Annotated in this window: 19 protein-coding genes; all 19 read right to left on the bottom strand. The window is 40.8% G+C overall.

Annotated elements, in window-relative coordinates:
- Window positions 1–52: 52 nt before the first annotated feature.
- Complete coding sequence (gene pduL, locus CTY48_RS18190) at window positions 53–694, bottom strand: phosphate propanoyltransferase (RefSeq protein ID WP_099469862.1); 642 nt, start codon at window positions 692–694, stop codon at window positions 53–55.
- A gap of 79 nt (window positions 695–773) precedes the next feature.
- Entirely contained in the window at window positions 774–1052 is a 279-nt protein-coding gene (locus CTY48_RS18185) for a BMC domain-containing protein (protein WP_143452745.1), read from the bottom strand.
- A 162-nt stretch (window positions 1053–1214) separates the two neighbouring features.
- Window positions 1215–1505, bottom strand: a complete 291-nt coding sequence (locus tag CTY48_RS18180) for a BMC domain-containing protein (RefSeq protein WP_099469860.1) — start codon at window positions 1503–1505, stop codon at window positions 1215–1217.
- Between the two features lie 9 nt (window positions 1506–1514).
- Window positions 1515–1793 (bottom strand): ethanolamine utilization microcompartment protein EutM, encoded by a 279-nt coding sequence (eutM, locus tag CTY48_RS18175; RefSeq protein WP_099469859.1) that lies wholly within the window; start codon window positions 1791–1793, stop codon window positions 1515–1517.
- 75 nt (window positions 1794–1868) lie between these two features.
- Window positions 1869–2174, bottom strand: coding sequence for a BMC domain-containing protein (locus tag CTY48_RS18170; RefSeq protein WP_099469858.1), 306 nt, complete (start codon window positions 2172–2174; stop codon window positions 1869–1871).
- Window positions 2175–2185: 11 nt separating this feature from the next.
- Window positions 2186–3373: a zinc-dependent alcohol dehydrogenase gene (locus CTY48_RS18165; protein ID WP_331463206.1), complete on the bottom strand. Its 1188-nt coding sequence runs from the start codon at window positions 3371–3373 to the stop codon at window positions 2186–2188.
- Window positions 3374–3393: 20 nt separating this feature from the next.
- Window positions 3394–4815: an aldehyde dehydrogenase family protein gene (locus CTY48_RS18160; RefSeq protein ID WP_099469856.1), complete on the bottom strand. Its 1422-nt coding sequence runs from the start codon at window positions 4813–4815 to the stop codon at window positions 3394–3396.
- A 35-nt stretch (window positions 4816–4850) separates the two neighbouring features.
- On the bottom strand, window positions 4851–5654 hold the full coding sequence (locus CTY48_RS18155; RefSeq protein WP_099469855.1) for a class II aldolase/adducin family protein: 804 nt from the start codon (window positions 5652–5654) through the stop codon (window positions 4851–4853).
- A 196-nt stretch (window positions 5655–5850) separates the two neighbouring features.
- Entirely contained in the window at window positions 5851–6489 is a 639-nt protein-coding gene (locus CTY48_RS18150) for an RpiB/LacA/LacB family sugar-phosphate isomerase (protein WP_099469854.1), read from the bottom strand.
- A gap of 132 nt (window positions 6490–6621) precedes the next feature.
- Window positions 6622–7455 carry a carbohydrate ABC transporter permease gene (locus CTY48_RS18145; protein WP_099469853.1) on the bottom strand — a complete coding sequence of 278 codons (834 nt, stop codon included), beginning with the start codon at window positions 7453–7455 and terminating at the stop codon, window positions 6622–6624.
- A 1-nt stretch (window position 7456) separates the two neighbouring features.
- On the bottom strand, window positions 7457–8350 hold the full coding sequence (locus CTY48_RS18140; protein ID WP_099469852.1) for a carbohydrate ABC transporter permease: 894 nt from the start codon (window positions 8348–8350) through the stop codon (window positions 7457–7459).
- A gap of 56 nt (window positions 8351–8406) precedes the next feature.
- Window positions 8407–9765 carry an ABC transporter substrate-binding protein gene (locus CTY48_RS18135; protein ID WP_099469851.1) on the bottom strand — a complete coding sequence of 453 codons (1359 nt, stop codon included), beginning with the start codon at window positions 9763–9765 and terminating at the stop codon, window positions 8407–8409.
- A 533-nt stretch (window positions 9766–10298) separates the two neighbouring features.
- Window positions 10299–12554 (bottom strand): helix-turn-helix domain-containing protein, encoded by a 2256-nt coding sequence (locus CTY48_RS18130; protein ID WP_099469850.1) that lies wholly within the window; start codon window positions 12552–12554, stop codon window positions 10299–10301.
- A 120-nt stretch (window positions 12555–12674) separates the two neighbouring features.
- Window positions 12675–13472 carry a tryptophan synthase subunit alpha gene (trpA, locus tag CTY48_RS18125; protein ID WP_099469849.1) on the bottom strand — a complete coding sequence of 266 codons (798 nt, stop codon included), beginning with the start codon at window positions 13470–13472 and terminating at the stop codon, window positions 12675–12677.
- Window positions 13473–13484: 12 nt separating this feature from the next.
- The gene (trpB, locus tag CTY48_RS18120; protein WP_099469848.1) at window positions 13485–14669 is read right to left on the bottom strand and encodes a tryptophan synthase subunit beta; all 1185 of its coding nucleotides are present in this window, start codon (window positions 14667–14669) and stop codon (window positions 13485–13487) included.
- 1 nt (window position 14670) lies between these two features.
- Window positions 14671–15288: a phosphoribosylanthranilate isomerase gene (locus tag CTY48_RS18115; protein WP_099469847.1), complete on the bottom strand. Its 618-nt coding sequence runs from the start codon at window positions 15286–15288 to the stop codon at window positions 14671–14673.
- A 14-nt stretch (window positions 15289–15302) separates the two neighbouring features.
- Window positions 15303–16082 carry an indole-3-glycerol phosphate synthase TrpC gene (gene trpC / locus CTY48_RS18110; protein ID WP_099469846.1) on the bottom strand — a complete coding sequence of 260 codons (780 nt, stop codon included), beginning with the start codon at window positions 16080–16082 and terminating at the stop codon, window positions 15303–15305.
- Between the two features lie 9 nt (window positions 16083–16091).
- The gene (locus CTY48_RS18105) at window positions 16092–16661 is read right to left on the bottom strand and encodes an anthranilate synthase component II (protein ID WP_099469845.1); all 570 of its coding nucleotides are present in this window, start codon (window positions 16659–16661) and stop codon (window positions 16092–16094) included.
- Window positions 16658–18067: an anthranilate synthase component I gene (trpE, locus tag CTY48_RS18100; protein ID WP_099469844.1), complete on the bottom strand. Its 1410-nt coding sequence runs from the start codon at window positions 18065–18067 to the stop codon at window positions 16658–16660. Before trpE ends, CTY48_RS18105 begins: the two co-directional genes overlap by 4 nt.
- Between the last annotated feature and the right edge of the window lie 333 nt (window positions 18068–18400).

Genomic DNA, 18400 nt, shown 5'->3' with positions numbered 1-18400 from the left:
TTAGGAAACTCTATTGTATCCCAATAATTATTAATAGAATCGCTATTCTCTATTACTTGATTAAAATTCCCATTTCCTTGCCTACACCCAAGCCATTTGCTTCATCTGTGTCAATATGCATTTCCAATGTGAATGTTTTGTCTACTCTAATTTGAACGCCCTCAAAAATGCCTCCTCTATCGTTGGCAATCTTGATTTTTACAATCTGTCCGTCCTCCACACCAAATCTGGCTGCGTCCTCCGGTGACATATGAATATGGCGCTTTGCAACAATACAGCCTTCCTCCAAATAAACGGCTCCCATTGGTCCTACAATTGCAATAGGTGCTGAACCTTTTATATTTCCGGATTCTCTGATTGGTGCTTTAATACCTAATCGAATGGCATCGGTCTGCGATACCTCCACCTGTGAAGACTTTCTCTCAGGTCCTAATATTCTGACGTTTTCTATTGCTCTAAGCTTTGTTCCGACAAGCGTTACACATTCCTGCGCCGCATACTGGCCGCCCATCAGCTCTTTCTTCTTATTTAATTCATAGCCCTTACCGAATAATATCTCAACATGCTCTCTTGTCAGATGCACATGACGCGCTGATATTCCGATCGGGATTACATTTTCAGAATTTACTACCTCTGTATTACCAAGCTGCGCTATGACCAGCCTTGTAATCTCTTGAACCAATTGCTCCTGCATATTTACCTCCAGCTAAATTTAACATGGATTCTGACCGCGCCGGAAGCATAAAGCTCCCGGTCACTATCAGATACAATTTTTATTTCATTTGTGGAAGAATCTTTTCTACGTCACCATGTGGTCTTGGAATTACATGTACTGCAATTACTTCGCCTAATTTTGCTGCTGTAGCAGAGCCTGCTTCTACGGCTGCCTTAACAGCTCCAACGTCTCCGCGTACCATAACGCTTACAAGTCCTGAACCGATTTTCTCTGTTCCTACCAATACAACATTTGCTGCCTTCAACATAGCATCTGCTGCTTCGATTGATGCTACGAGACCTCTGGTTTCTACCATTCCCAATGCTTGAAGTTCCATTCTTTTTTCCTCCTTAATAACTACTGTGTTCTCTGCCGGCTGTGGCTTGCTCGCTGTACTTGTCTTCTTTCGCGGTGCTGCCTTTGGTGCTGCCGGCTTGCCTTGATTTAGATTCTTTTCTTCGGCCATCTTCATTACCTCATTTTATAAATAAGCTTTTACTTAATCAAAGAACTTGTATTTTTTTGCACTTGTTGCAACAAGCTTCATTGTCTCCTCATGAGGATTAGCAATGACTGCTGATGCCACAATATTTCCTACCGCACTTCTCTTTGCACTTTCAATTGCCTCCGCTACGGCTGACACTTCACCCTGAACAATAACGGTAACCAACCTACCGCCTAATTTCTTCTCCCAAGTAAGAAATTTAACGTCTGCCGTTTTCAGCATAACATCTAATGCCTGAATGGCATCGGTGCAATTAGGTAACTCAATTAACCCTAATGATTTCATATGCTATTCCTATTTGATTACAGGTAAGATTTTTTCTACGTCTGCATGAGGTCTTGGGATAACATGAACAGCTACTAATTCTCCAAGTCTTCCTGCTGCCTGTGCACCAGCCTCTGTTGCAGCTTTAACTGCACCAACGTCACCGCGTACCATAACCGTTACAAGACCTGAACCGATTTTTTCTGTTCCTACTAAAACAACATCTGCTGATTTTACCATTGCATCTGATGCCTCGATTGCTGCTACTAAACCTCTTGTTTCTATCATTCCTAATGCTTCCTGTGTCATAATTAAAATCCTCCTTAAGATTTACATACTAAATTGATATTATTCTACCATGTTTTTCATAAAACTGCACTGTTTTTATAACGCACTGATTTTTAACATTTTCTCAGTATTCGTATCAGGCGCTGGGATAATGTGCTTTGTTACTACGCCAGTAAGGTTATTTGCCGCTGTTGCTGCCGCTTCCATAGCCGCTTCCACATCAGACACACTTCCTCTGATTTTTATACACATTATCAACGGTACTGGCAACGCATCTGCATTTGCCGGCTTGTTCTTATCCAATGCTTCAATTCGCACATTTCCTGCTTTGCAGGCTGCATCTGCCGCTACAAAAGCTGCTACGCATCCGAATACTTCCAATAAACCTACTGCTTCTTTCATCGCTCATTCTCCTATTCGTTAACGATTGCTATTTTCAAGCCTTCCATCTTCAAGTTCGTAATATGAGCTTCATTAATCTGGCTTAATGGGAACTTGTGGGTAATCAGCTTCTCAAGCGGAAGTCCGATTGCCTTTGCACTCTTTAAGAAATCAAAGGTTGTTGCATAATCTCTTAATGTGTATACCCATGAACCAACGGTTGTAATTTCCTTGGAACAAATATCAAAATGCGGATTGATGGTTGCGTCTCCGCCGTTGATAAAGAAACCAAGTTCACAAAGTCCGCCGCCGTTTCTGATAAATTTATAAATATTGGAGTGTGCAACCGGTGAGCCTGTACACTGGAATGCAAAATCTGCCAAATATCCGCCGAATGCGTTCTTTACGCCGTTTGCCAGTTCTTCAATTCCCTTGTGGTCTTTGAAGTTTACTGTTGCGGATGCACCAAGCTCTTTTGCAAAATCAAGTCTCTTCTGCTCTCCGTCAATTGCCACAATGTTCTGAATTCCCATTGTCTTCAAAATAGCGATACAGATAAGTCCGATCGGTCCGCAACCCTGTACTGCCACTCTGCTGTTAAATCTCAAGATTCCTGTTGTCTTTGCTCTCTCCACTGCATGGATTAATACCGCACAAGGCTCAATCAAAATTCTGGAATCTAAATCTAAATCGCTTACATTAAATACGCTAGATCCGCCTCTGATTACAAGATACTCAGCAAACCAGCCATTCAGATGAATATCATCATCCGGAAGTAAGCCGTATACATCAGCGCCGCCTACGTTTTGCTTATTCAAGTCAAACATGGTGATTTCCGGATCATCCTTGAAAATCATACAGGTAACTACCTTATCACCCAAAGCCAATGGCTTTCCTGCGCTGTCTTTCTTTACATTCTTACCCATTTTTACGATTTCTCCGGTACCTTCATGTCCAAGTACCAACGGTATCAAACCAAATGGATCTCTTTTAAATTCGTGAGCGTCTGTTCCGCACACACCACAGCCTTCTACCTTCACTAAAATATCGTCATCTCCGATTTCAGGAATTGCAAATTCTTTGATTTCGTATTTTTCTAAAGCTGTAAGCATTGCTGCTTTGGAAGTCTTTGGAATTGCCCCTGCCTGCTTTGGTGCAGCAGAGCTTCCTGTTCCCTGCATTTCAGCAAGTACTTGTTTTACAATTGCTTCTATATTCATATCCACTTCTGCCACTCTCCTTATCTAATGCTCAACGCGTCACACATAACGCATCTTCTGCTCTTTGTAAAGCTCTTCGCCGATGTCAGACCTTCTCCTGTACGGCTTGAAATCGTAAAGGTTGCATAACCTTCTCCTCCGAAGCCAAGTGCTGCATAGGATGGACCGTTCTTAACAAAGATTGCTGTATCAAGAGCTTTTCCAAACTTTGTCAGATTGTTTACATTGGCGGAATGCATATGCGCAGAATGTCTATTGCCTTGCTCTAATTCCACAGAGACTTCAATTCCTTCATCTACATTATCAACCTCAACCACACCAAGTATCGGCATCATAAGTTCTTCTTCAATAAGCGGGTGGGTCTTTTCACCCTTGAAGATAATACAGCGGATTTCGTCTCCTACCGTAATACCGATTTTGCTTAACAAAACCTTCGCACTGCGTCCAACGCAATCTCTGTTTAATATCTTCTTGCCGTTTTTCTCAACCAAAACTGTTGAAATCAGTTTTGCTACTTCTTCATCATTTGCACGGTAACAGCCTGCCTGCTCCATATAATACATCAATTCATCTGCAATGGATTTTACAGCTATTACTTCTTTTTCCGCAATACACGGAAGGTTGTTATCAAAGGTTGCACCATTTACAATATCCTCTGCCGCCTTTGGAATGTTAGCAGTTTCATCAACCAATACCGGCGGATTTCCTGCTCCTGCTCCCATCGCTCTCTTGCCCGATGAAAGCACGGTTGTTACAACTCCCGGGCCTCCCGTTGCAACCAATAAGGAAATATCCTTATGTCCGAAAATAGTCTTGCTTACATCCATAGTCGGATTTTCAACTGCAACCGCTAAGTTTTCCGGTCCGCCTGCCTCTACGCTTGCTCTGTTAATCATGTCAATGGCAAGGTTTGATACATTTTTCGCTGACGGATGTGGTGCAAATACAACCGCATTTCCTGCTGCCAGCATACCGATTGAGTTACAGATTACGGTCTCTGTCGGGTTTGTGGACGGACACACCGCTCCGATTACCCCGAAAGGTCCCTGCTCAATCAAGGTTAAACCTCTGTCTCCTGACCACGCTACTGTGGAAAGGTCCTCCGTTCCCGGAGTTTTCTCTGCAACCAACTGGTGCTTCAATATTTTATGCCCTACATTACCCATTCCGGTTTCCTGTACTCCAAGCTCCGCAAACATTTTTGCATTCTCCAGAGTCTTCTTACGGATATTGGCAATGATTTTTTCTCTGAATTCCAACGGCATAGGCTGGATTTCTTTTTGCGCTGCTTTTGCAGCCGCTATTGCATCTTCTATGTTTTCAAAAATTCCCATCAGCTTCTTTGGCTGTGCTGCTGCTTTGATAGCCGGTTCTTCTGATTTTCCCATGTTTTGTAAAACATTCCGAACAATATTTTGAATATCTTGTTCGCTGACTGACACGTTATGCACCTCCTACAGATTTACAATTAAATTGATTATTTCATCTGAGCTAAGATTTTCTTTGTTACTTCTGCAACAATCTTTTCGATGTCATTTGATGAAGAATCTGATGAACATTTGCCTTCGCCTGAATGGCATCCGCCGCCGCACTGTCCGCCTAAGTTAGCACAAAGATCTGCTGGGTGCTTTCCTGGTAAGCCCATCTGTCTTCTGATTTCATATAACTTTTGAATTGTTTCATTATCAAATTCTTTTGGTCCGCCAAGCTGTCTTGCTTTGTATAATAATTCTGCATAGAACTCTACTGATTCCATTTTGTGGTAAGCAGCTAAAAGGTCAGTGCTCCATGTCAATGCTCCGTGGCTCTCCAATAAAACTGCATCATAATAAGGTAGGTATTTTTCTAATCTATCCGGAATTTCATTGGTAGAAGGTGTACCGTACTCAGCGATCGGAACGCATCCTAATGCAATAACCGCTTCTGGCATAATTGGCTGTGTCAAAGGAATTCCTGCAATCGCAAATGATGTAGCAAATGTTGGATGTGCATGAACTACTGATCCAACGTCTGGTCTTAATTTGTAAACTCTCATATGCATTTTGATTTCAGATGATGGTCTGAAGTTTCCGTTTGCCTGAAGACAATTTCCGTTTTCATCCACCTTACAGATATACTCCGGAGTCATAAAACCTTTTGATACGCCGGTTGGTGTGCACAGGAATTCATGATCGTTTAACTTAACAGAAATGTTACCGTCATTCGCAGCAACCATGTTTCTATCATATATTCTCTTTCCGATGTCACAGATTTGTTTTTTAATTTCGTATTCATTAGCCATTTTAAAAATTCCTCCTTAAACATGTGTGTTTGTGTTGTTTTATTTTGACTTTATTTCATTTTATCATTAATTCTATTAAAAATCAACATATTTTACAACTTTTTTTCATTTGTTTGTTGTCCCAAAAACAACACAAAACAAAAAAGAAGAAAATAGCTTTTACACTATTTTCTCCTGCTTCTTATTATATATGCTATTAAGCTAAAATCTCTTTTACAAATGCCGCAATTTTCTCATCCTTGCAATTTGCAAAGAATAAATCTTGGAACTTGGAGCCTGAAACAGCACCCTTTACCAATTCCTGATCGATGTTCTTCAATGTAGTAATCAGGTCATTTAAAGAAACCTTTCTCACCTCATCCAAAATCTTCTTATTTCTCTGCTCCGGCACAACTCTGTCTCTTGGGTAGCCCTGTCCGCTCTCGCCTTCAAATAATTTTTCAAAAATGTATTGAAGGTTTAATTCTGCTCCCCAGCCAAAGCCTTTTGCAAACGGAAGAGCGATTGCATTGCCGTCGTTAATCTGTGCAAACATATAAGCATCTGACGGATCAACCACGTGTCCGCAGATTACTCCCGGGAAGGAATTGCATGCAAGCATTGCTCCCTCACCTGTACCGCAGCCTGTGATTACATAATCTGCCGCACCGGAATTCAAAAGAATTGCCGCTAAAATACCGTTTTGAACATATGTCAACTGATTCTCATCCTCTGCGCTGTACATACCATAGTTGAACACTTCATGGCCCATCGGCTCTACAACCTTCTTTAGTGCTGCACAAATGAGTTCATTTTTTGCCGCCTGGCTATTTTCATTAATTAAAGCTATTTTCATTGTCTTATCTCCTTTTCCTACACTGATTTCTTAAAATATTCTTTTAAGTTACTTCTTTATTATAGCATCGGCAGGAGTTTCTTTCTTGTGTTTTCTTAGATAAAAAATTGCATTTATTGAACAGCCTGTTGTTTATTCTTTTACCGCACCGGATGCAACCCCGGCTAATATGTATCTCTGGAAAAAGACATATATGACAATGGTAGGAATCATAATGATAATAATTCCTGCCGCAAGCAGCTGCCAAGAACCTTGCTGTGCGTTTGCATAATTCATTAAAAATGTTGTCAGGGTGCGCAGACTGTTTTTTGGCATATAAAGATAAGGAATATACATGTCATTTATGATGTTAATCGCCTTAATAATACATACAGTCGCCGTTGCCGGTGCAAGGAGCGGGAAAATAATCCTGCCGAACAACGTAAAATAGGAACAGCCATCAAGGAGTGCCGCTTCATCCAAGGATACGGAAATACCCGAGATAAACTGTCTGTAAATATATAACTGCATCAAATCGGAAGCAATGTAGATGATAATAGGTGCCCCTAATGTATTGTATAAATGAAGCCCTTGTATAATACGAAATCTTGCTATTTCCGTTACAAAGGTCGGAATGAGCATTCCCATAAAAAACAAAGCAACTACAATATTCTTTCCTCGAAAGGAAAACCGCTCAATAACAAACGCTGTTATCGTTCCGAATAATACATTAAAAATCAAAGAGATAAACAGTATCATTCCTGTGTTTTTAAATCCTATATATAAATATTTGTCAGAAAGCACCTTGTTAAAATTTTCAAAGGTAATGCTGTCCAAACCGGGCATTGCCAGTGGTGAAGTGATTGCCATATCTGACTTTGTCTTTAATGCCGCAAACAAGGTGAGAAGAATAGGCGCAATTACAATTGCCACCATACAAATACAAATAATTTGTTTTAAAGTTTGTGAAACTATTCTTTTTAGCATCCTATCTCCTCCTTTCCCTTAAAATAAATCCATGAATGATTTTATTTTGTATCAGATAAATGATTACAATCATAATCATAATTGCCACAGCCATAGTTGATGCAAGCCCGAAATTCGAAAAGGTAAATGCAGTTTTAATGGTATATAAGGTAAAGGTTGATGATGCGTAGCCCGGTCCTCCTGCCGTCATAACAAACGGAATATCAAATACCTGAAGTGCTCCTCTGATATTATCAAACAGTACAAAGTCAACCATTAACATAATTGCCGGTATCTGAATATACTTAAACAAATGCCATGCATGTGCCCCGTCTACTCTGGCTGCTTCCTCGATATCAGTAGGAATAGACTGAAGTGCTGCAAGGAAAAGGATGATGTGATATCCGCTGAAACGCCATACAGAAACAAAGGACAGCACATAATTTACAATTTTTGAGTCTGAAAGCCAGTTTCGAATCAAGGCTTCCAAATGCACACTTTCCAATATCGCATTAAATGCTCCGTTAATCGGTGAAAAGAAGTAAGAGAAAGCATAGGCAATTGCCACTCCGTTAATAATATAAGGCATAAAAACCATTGTTTTATAAAACTTTGCCCCTCGCAATTTGCTGTTTAACAGTACAGCAAAGGCAAGCTCGACAAAAATCATGCACAGATGTACCAGAAAATATACGGCATTATTTTTCAAAGACAGCCAAAGGTCTTGATTTTGAAACATGGATATATAATTACTGACTCCTATAAAACTGCTTTCGGGAGAATAACCGTCCCAATTCGTAAAGCTCATACGAAACAAGTCAATTGCGGGAAAAACTACAAAGCCGGTCAAAAGCAGCATAGGCACAATCAGGGAAACAACAATAAATTGTTTTCTTTTTTTGCTTAGTTTGTTCATACTTACCTCCTGATATAATTTGAGGGCTGCCTTACACAGCCCTCCTCCTAAAAACTCTATTTAATCTGAAGCTTTGTTCTGGCCTCTGCCCACTTTGTGTCAAGCTCTGCTAGTTTTGTTTTTAAATCAAAGCCGTTTGTCAGCATCTCTGCACCAAGCTTTTTATAATCAAACGTTGTTTCATTCTGGATTGACGAAAAATCATCTCCTCCGCCATCATACATAATTAACACTTTATCCTTTGTAAGTTCATCTGCTTGTGCAAGCACAGGGTCTTTCTCTTTTGGAAAATTACTCATAGAGGAAGCCGATGATACAAAGTTTATATAATCAGGATACCATGCATCGGAGTAAAACCATTCCACAAAAGCGATTGCAGCTTCTTGATTCTTAGAATGTGTTGTAACTCCCATAAAGGAATCGCCTTGCACAATTACATTGTAAGGATCAGATTCTGAATTTCTGGTCGGTAAGTAAAATGTTCCAAGTTCTGAACTGTCCGCAGCGCCCGACTGAATATTTTGAAGTCCCCAGTCTCCCAGAGCAATGATAGCAGCACCTTTTGAAGCAAAAATGGAAGTTGCCTGATCATTACCGATTCCCAGCGGATCTTTTCCAAGTACACCGGAAGAAAACAGACTGTATATTTTATTATAAGCTTTATTAATATCTGTTCCTTCTGCAAAAGGCGCATCTGTCGCAGCCATTGTATTCCAGTTTTGTCCGTTTCCGGATTCAAGTGCAGGCATAAACTCCATATATGGATAATCCGGCCATTCATCCTTTAATCCGCAGGCAATTGCCATAAAATCAGCATTATCTTTTCCATAATACTCTTGTAATTTCTTAGCAGCATCTTCAAATTCCGTCCAGGTTGTCGGTACTTCTACACCTGCTTCTTTGAACATATCTTTCCAATAATATACATATTCGTAACCAGACGTCATCGGTATGCCAAGCACTTTGCCGTCAATTGCATAACCGCTTGCCAGCTCATTATTTGCACTCGCCTCTGTGGAGGACAAATCTACTAAATAATCTTTAAATCTGGATAAAGTAAACGGCTTATTAAACATTACATCCGGCAACTGATTTGCGGAAGCCCTCATCTTCATTGCATTCCAATATTCCGTATCGTCCTTTATCTTTTCCACTTCAATCTCGATATTCGGATATTGCTCTTGGAATTTACCTACCATATCATTTTGTTCAATAAAATCATTTAAGTTGTTATCCCATATTGCAAAGGTAAGAGAGCCGCTTAAATCTCCGCTTTTTTCCCCCGCTGCTTCAGAGGTTACCCCCGTGCTCTCTGTCTTTGCCGCCCCTTGTTCTTTAGAAGAACCGGAACACCCTGCCAGCGTAGACGCTGTTAAGGCACACACCAATAGCGTTGTTATTACTTTCTTTTTCATTGAAAAATACCTCCCTTTTTTATTGTGTCCCTATCATAGCAAGCAAGCCCTTTTTTTCCTATCTCATATTATCATTTTTCTTGATTTATTTTCACATTTGCATTTAACATGTTCTTAACTTTTTGTTAGAATTCTTGATTTATAGTAAGAAAGTGTGAGCTTTGCTCACACTTCGCGCCGAATGCAGTCACGTAGTGACATCTTCCTCTTGCATTCGTGCGCATAATATTTTATATCATAGGAAATTCGCAGGAATTTCCTATGATATAAGAAAGTGTGAGGGTTACTCACACTTCAGACTGTAGACAAACGCTTTATAAAAGCGGAGAGTTTGAGAACGAAGCGTTCTCATTTCTATCACGCAAGCGGAATTCACTTCCGCTGTAGTGTAAAATGCTGATTTTTAGGGGCATAGCTCTTGTGCGAGAAAATCAGCATTTTTACGACCAGTAACTAAAATTTATGGCGTTAGCCATGAATTTTAAAGGCTGTCGACTTTGTCGACAGCCTCAAGTGTGAGCTTTGCTCACACTTTACATGGTTTTTCGATACTGCGCTGGACTTATTTGATTTAACTTCTTAAACATACGGTTAAAATGTTCCACGTTATGATAGCCGGACATCTGGGCAACTTCATATATTTTAAAATTCGTTGTCTTTAATAATTCCTTTGCTTTTTGTATTCTTAATTCGGTCAGATAAGAAGAAAACGTCTCACCGGTTTCCTTTGTAAAACGATTGGTAAAATATTTTTCATTTAAACCAACGTAATCCGCCACCATAGCGAGTGATAAATCTGCCTCCTCATAATGATCGCTCATAAAGCGCTTTGCCTTTACGATAACATCCGTCTCCATGATGTTTAATTTTGATGCGGAAAAATCGATAATCCAGGTAAAATAATTCGTAATCCAAAGTCTTAAGCTTCTGACATCTTCTATTTTGTCCATCTTTTCCATATAATCATACGGCTGTCCGAATACATCCGAAAATCTGGAATTATCCCTGTTAAACCGCTTTCCGATTGCCGTAATAACCGCATAAACCTCCGCTTTGCTCTCTTCCATCGATTTATTTGCAAATAACTCAAATAATTTTTCTCTCTCTTGAAGCGAATTCTTTTCGTCTGCAATATATAAGGCTTCCGCAAGTTTCTCATAGAAAAAGCTGTGTTTTATAATTATTTGATACAGCTCTTTCTTATCCTCCAGATAAATCAGCCCGTTTTCCTTCTTTAAATGACAAAGACACATACTTTCTTTTATCTCATTTACTGCACTTTCAAAATTCTGACAGCCATATTTCCTGCTGCCGATACAGGCAAACATATGGATATCCGCCTCCCTTGCCCCTATCTTTTGCAGTTCATCTATCATTTTAATAATATTTGATTTATAATCCGTTTCTGTAATGCGGTAAAATACCAATAAAAATTTTGCACTTTCCATATGCAGAACACAGCGTGATGCAAATCTTGGGTTTCGCTCAAAACTGCTTATCACGCGAAGGGCACATTTAGTTTCGGTTTCCGCAGAAGAATACCGGTCTATCATCAAACCGATTATCGCATAGCCCTCCATAAAAAATTCCTTTGTCGTCTCATTGACTTCTTCCGGCGTCATCTCTCCTTTTATCATAGCCCCTAAATAATAGGAAGGAGTATGACTTATATTTCTCACACGCTCTTCGTAATCCTCAATTAAGGCTTTTAACCTGCGTACCATCGCATTAAACTGATGTATCATGCTTCTGATTTCATATTGTCCGCTCGGCTCGATATGTATATCCAGTTTTCCTTCTTCTACCTGCTTTAAGCCTTGACTGATTACTTCTACCGGCTTTACGATGCCTTTTAAAAAGTAGCCAAAATAATAGCCTGCAAACAATAAGATTAAGACAGCCGTTCCAAGAACAAGCATAGCCGTTTCCCAATAATCGGAGGTCAGCTCTTTTGTTTTGATATAGCTTTCTATAATCCACTGTGTATTGTTAAAAGCAATCGGTGTCTTTATACTTGTATATCCAGCTTCTTTATAGTCAGGCTCCTCTTCACTGGTAGAAAATATAATAGTTCCGTCTGCATCGGTAATTCTTGTCATACCTAGTTTGTTTTTTCCGGCAAGATAGGCTTTATTATATTCTCCAATTCTCTCAGCCGCTTTTGTAGATTGATAAAAGGTAACCATTTCAATCTTTTGAGAGCGATCTGTCTTTACATCGGGGGCAATTGCAAATACTAAAATAAGTAAATCCTTCTTCCCTCCATTGAATAAATCACTTGTGGATTTCGTATCATAAGAACCGACACAAACCTGATTGCTTTTTTCCAAAGCCTCCTGATACCAACTACTCTTTTTAATTTCATCTATCTCACGATTAATATCTCTTTTTACATAAACATTAATTCCATCCTTCATGTAAAATCCAACGGATACAATTTCCTTCACAGGCTCTAATGCCATATTGACAGATTGGGAAAGCCGCTGCTCATTTTCATATCTGGTCGCCGCTACACTCGTATCGGTTTCTGACGCATATTGCAAAATCTCATTGTTATTTGTATAAACAATATGAGAAAGTCTCATAGACATCGTATCAATATCCGCTTTCAAATTCGTAATAACGTTCTCCTGTGCTCTTTCTATATTTTCGATTGCCTGCTTCTTGAATTGTATATTTAAGATAGAAAGGGCAATCACTAAAACAACAAGAATAGGCAGTACTGTAAAAACAATAAACGAACGATAATACACCGTTTTTAGCGGAAGATTTTTCTTCTTATGACTCATATTTTATACCCTCCAACACTAGTCTATGGATATTATAGCAGAAAATAATTTCATGTGGGTGGTTTGTCCTATAAAATTTTCTATATAGGAAAAGTGTGAGCAACGCTCACACTTTCTTACTTATAAAAACGTTTCATTCAATTTTTTTTTAAAGGTTCTGCAATAATCCTTGATTGTATCCAAATCATAATTACATTCCTTCATCAGCTTGATAAAATGTGTACCCACAATCGCACCGTCGATATTGTCTTTCATCGGCTCGACATCCTTCGCACTGCGGATTCCAAAGCCCATCATAACCGGTATGTTACTCGCCCTCTTTACCTCTGCCAGATATTCTTGAATATCCTTGTGGAAAGTAGCCGCATGCCCAGTCACGCCCATCGCTGATACACAGTAGACAAAACCTCTTGCTTTCGAAAGAATAAGCGGGATTCTCTGCTTGGAGACAGGGGATACAAGCTGAACGAGAACAGGAGCATCCTCTCCTTCTAAAAACTCATTGATTTCTTCCTGCTCCTCAAGCGGAAGATCTGGGATAATAAAACCGTCCACGCCTGTTTCTTTACATTTCTTTACAAAGTTTTCCACACCATAATACAAAACCGTGTTGTAATATAACATAAATACAATCGGTATCTGTGATTTTTCCCTCACCTGCTCTACCACAGTAAACACCTTCGAAAGATTCGTTCCAAGCTGTATCGACTCAAAGGACGCCTCCTGAATAATCGGTCCGTCCGCAACCGGATCGGAAAACGGAATGCCAAGCTCAATGATATCCGTTCCTGCCTCATCCTGCGCAAGGATGATATCCTTTGTTCCCTCCAAGGAAGGGAGTCCTGCTGTCATATAAGTGATAAATGCTTTTTTATTTTGCTGCGTAAGCTCCTGTAATCTCTGCTCAATTCGATTCATCGTATTCCCCTCCTAATTCAAATAGCCTTTTCCGCTGAAATAATCGGAAACCGTGTGTACATCCTTGTCGCCTCTGCCGGACAAACACACAATCATCGCCTGCTCCTTGTTCATCGATTCTGCCTTTTTAAACGCATAAGCCAACGCATGAGCACTCTCAATTGCCGGAATGATGCCTTCCAATTCACATAACTCCTTCAGTGCCGTCATCGCCTCTGCATCGGTGATAGACACATATTCGACTCTCTTCGTATCTTTTAGGTACGCATGCTCCGGTCCCACACCGGGATAATCCAATCCTGCTGAAATGGAATGCGCCAGCTCAACGTTTCCGTCCTCATCCTGTAACAGATAGGACCTCATGCCATGAAGCGTTCCCGGTTTTCCAAGTGCCATCGCGCTCGCATGCTTTCCGCTCTCAATGCCAAGCCCTGCCGCCTCCACGCCAATCAGCTCTACCTCTTTATCCTCCAAAAAGTTTGCAAACATACCGATTGAATTGGAGCCACCGCCCACACAGGCGATTACGGTCTCCGGCAATTTATTTTCCTTCTGTAAAAACTGCGCTCTTGCCTCTTTGCTGATGATGCTCTGGAACTCTTTTACCATTTTCGGATATGGATAAGGTCCGACAGCAGAGCCTATTACATAGAAGGTATCCTCCGCTGTCTTTGCCCATGTACGAATCGCTTCATTCGTTGCATCCTTTAAGGTATTGCTTCCCGATTTTACACTCACAACCTTGGCTCCGAGCATCTCCATGCGGAATACATTGAGTGCCTGTCTCTGTACATCTTCCTCGCCCATGTAAACCGTACATTCCATATTAAAAAGTGCCGCTCCCGTCGCCGTTGCAACGCCGTGCTGTCCCGCACCTGTCTCTGCAATGACCTTTTTCTTACCCATACGCTTTGCAAGAAGTATCTGTCCGATTACATTGTTGATTTTATGCGCACCGGTGTGATTTAAATCTTCTCTTTTTAGGTAAATCCTCGTTCCGTATTTTTCAGATAAGCGCTCCGCCAGATAAAGCGGCGTTTCTCTTCCCACGTAATCCTTTAAATAGTAGTTAAGCTCTTTTATAAATGCCTCATCCTTTATCGCTGTCTCAAATGCCGCCTCCAGCTCATCCAACGTGTTAATCAATGATTCCGGCACATATCTGCCGCCAAACTTACCATAATAATATTTATCCATCTCACATTTCCTTTCCTGCTTTGTTTACGCTATTTACAAATGCTTTTATTTTATCTGCATCCTTACCGTTTTCACCCTCCACGCCGGAGCTTACATCCACCGCATCAGGCTTTAGTCTCTTTATTGCTTCACATACATTTTCAGAGTTTAATCCTCCGGCTAAAATAAACAGCTTCTCATCTCTTGGGACATTATCCAGTAGTGACCAGTCAAATATTTTTCCGCTGCCAGGAATTGCCGCATCAAACAGATATCCATAAACCTTCGGGCAGTTGCGGTAAACTTCGTACTTTTCTAAATCGGTCACATTAAACGCCCGTAAAATCGGTAATTTAATTTCGTCAAACGCTTCCTTTTCCAGTGTACCATGTATCTGAATGTAGTCAAAGCCTGCCTCTTGAATTTCCCTGACCTGATTGACCGTAGGTGACACCGTAACTGCAACGGTTTTGACGGGCAGCTTTTTCAACTCTCCAAGAAGTATGTTTGCATTCTCCATCGTATTGTTTCGTTTACTTTTCGGAAAAAATACGACCATACCCACATAGTCCACCTGATTCTTGGGAAGCATTTTTATCTCATCAAGCCTTGTGATGCCGCAAATTTTAATTTTTGTCATCCCGTTTCCTCCAATCAGTCAAATATCTGTTTCCAGCTTTTTGCCAGCTCTCTCGGATTTTCAGACTCCATAAATGCCCTGCCGATTAACAATGCATTCACCTTGCAGCCCTTTAAAAATGCGATATCCTCCTCTGTTGTAACACCGCTTTCTGATACAAATACCGTCCCCTCCGTAACCAATTCAGATAATCTCTTTGTCGTCTCAAGACTTATGGTGAAGTCTTTTAAATTTCTGTTGTTGACACCGATAATCTTCGCCTGCAAATGCAATGCCCGCTGCATTTCTTCCTCATCGTGAACCTCCACCAAAACATCCATTCCCAGATGATATGCCAAATCATAAAATACTTTCATCTCTTTGTCATCAAGAATTGCCGCAATGAGTAAAATAGCGTCCGCTCCGATTGTCTTCGCCTCATAAATCTGGTACTCATCTATGATAAAATCTTTTCGGATAATCGGAAGATCAGACATTTCTCGTATCTGCTTTAAATACGCAATGCTTCCGTTGAAATAATCTTCCTCTGTCAGGCACGAAATTGCGTCCACCGCTTCATTGTACTGGTCAATCCGATCAGTCAGCTCGATTTTACTTTTTATGACTCCCATGCTCGGCGATGCCTTTTTAAATTCACCGATAATCGAAAGTCCCGGCTTTGCAAGTGCCTCATAAAAACTGACGGACTGTCTCTCACTTGCCATCGCAAGACGTTTCATCTCGCCCTCACTTATTTTTTTCTTGCTTTCTTCCAGTCTTTTTCTTTTATCCCTTACAATATCATCTAAAATCATAATATCCTCCTATATCACACCGTTTACAAAGTTTTCAACAATCCGTTTTCCATGGTCCGTATAGATGGACTCAGGGTGAAATTGGAGTCCCACAACCGGATAATCCTTATGACGCATCGCCATGATTTCTCCGTCCTCTGTTTTTGCCAGAACGTTCAGGCAATCCGGCAGGTCGTTTGAAAGCACCGCAAGGGAGTGATATCTCGCCACACGGATAGGCGTATTGATTCCTGTGAAAACACTTGTGCCGTCATGCTCAATTGTTGACTGTTTTCCATGAAATAATTCCTTTGCATAGCTCACAGTTCCCCCCAGCGCCTCACCGATGCACTGATGCCCGAGACAAATGCCCATAATCGGCTTCTTGTCAAAGAAGTACTGTATCGCTTCCATACAGATGCCTGCCTCCTTCGGACTTTTCGGTCCCGGCGAGATAAGAATTTTATCCGGATTCATCTGCTCGATTTCTTTGACTGTAATCTTGTCATTTCGCACCACTCGGATGTCCTCTGTGAAAATTCCCATGTACTGGTATAAATTGAAGGTAAATGAGTCGTAATTATCGATTAAAAGTATCATAGCTTTTCCTCCTCAACCAAGGTTTTGGCAAGTGCCATCACCTTATTGCAACATTCGTCATATTCGCTTTTCGGAACAGAATCAGCTACAATTCCTGCCCCTGCCTGTAAGTACACTCTGTCGTTCTTTTTAATCATTGTGCGTATCGTAATACAAAAATCCATGTTTCCGTTAAAATCAATATGTCCCGTTGCCCCGCCGTAAAGCCCACGCCTTACACTTTCCAGCTCATCGATAATTTCCATCGCACGGATTTTCGGTGCTCCGCTTAGCGTTCCTGCCGGGAGGAAAGAGGATACTAAGTCAAATGGATGATACTCTCCCTTTTTCTTGCCTTCCACCAAAGATACGATGTGCATGACGTGGGAATAATTCTGCACCTCCATGAATTGTGTCACCTTTACACTTCCAAATTCCGCAATTCTTCCCATATCATTTCTTGCAAGGTCAACGAGCATTACATGCTCTGCCTTTTCTTTTTCATCCTGCAAAAGCTCTTCCTTTAAAAGCTCATCTTCCTTTGCATCCTTCCCTCTTCTTCTGCTTCCCGCAATCGGACAGGTGTACACCTTGTTATCTACCTGCTTTACAAGCATTTCCGGTGAACTGCCGATAATCTCAAACTCTCCAAAGTTAAAATAGTAGAGATAAGGCGAAGGATTTAATTCTCTAAGCTCACGGTATAAATCAAAGCCCATTTGCTTTGTCTCGATCGTCCACCTCTGGGACAGCACCGTCTGGAAAATATGTCCTTCTCTTATATAGTGCCTGATTTTTTCTACTTTTTCGCTGTACTGCTCTAAGCTGTCGGATTTTTTGACGATGACACCATCGTGAACAAATTTATTTTCCCTTGTAACCATCCCTGAAACGGCAGTTTGAACCAATTCCTCCGCCATTTTTGTTCCGTTTATCCTTCCGGCCTCGTCATCGCTGTCTAAGACAACCGCTGTCAGCGTTTCCGCCACATGGTCCATCACCATAAAAGAGGTTGCCAGCATAAACTGAACCGTCTCAATTCCGATTTCATCCTCGTTTTCATCCGGCAATTCTTCTGTATAGCGAATATAGTCATAACCGATGCTTCCAAATAATCCTCCTGCAAACGGAAGCTCTGTTCCATCTGTTCTCACCTCAAAGCTGGAATAATAGTCCTTTAGAAGCTCTGCCGGATTTCCGTTAAGCACTCTCTGTCCGCCGTCTTTTCCTCTGATTATCAAACTGTTTTTGTTTGAAGTGATAATTTCCTCCGGCTCCGCTCCGATGAAGGTATATCTTCCGTTATTCTTGTCATAGCTCTCAAGCAAAAAACCTTTTTTGTCCTTCGCCAGTCCCTCATACAGACCGACTGCGGTTTCATTTACGATACTTACCGTTTTCTTGTATGCCCTTAATATTCGCTTCATTTTTTTCCTCCTCAAAATTTCCTATGATATGAACAAAGCGGACTAGTCCGCATCAACTCCCTAATCCCTCACTCATGATGGACTTGGCTGCTTTGTCGCGCTGAATACAGTCACGCAGTGACATCTTCCACTTGCATTCATGCGCATAAATATTTTTTATATCATAGGAAATCCTTGATGATTTCCTATGATATAAAAAATCCCTGCTACTATAACATTTATAGTAACAGGGACGTTGTTCACGTGGTACCACCCATATTCTCAAGTTTGTATGATGTCTGCCTTCGGATTATTTCCGGTAAGGCTTTGACAGCGGCTTTTTATTTCTTCTAA

The sequence above is a fragment of the Konateibacter massiliensis genome (assembly GCF_900184995.1).
GTDB lineage: Bacteria > Bacillota > Clostridia > Lachnospirales > Lachnospiraceae > Lachnotalea > Lachnotalea massiliensis.
This window is presented reverse-complemented; position numbering and strand designations above follow the sequence as displayed.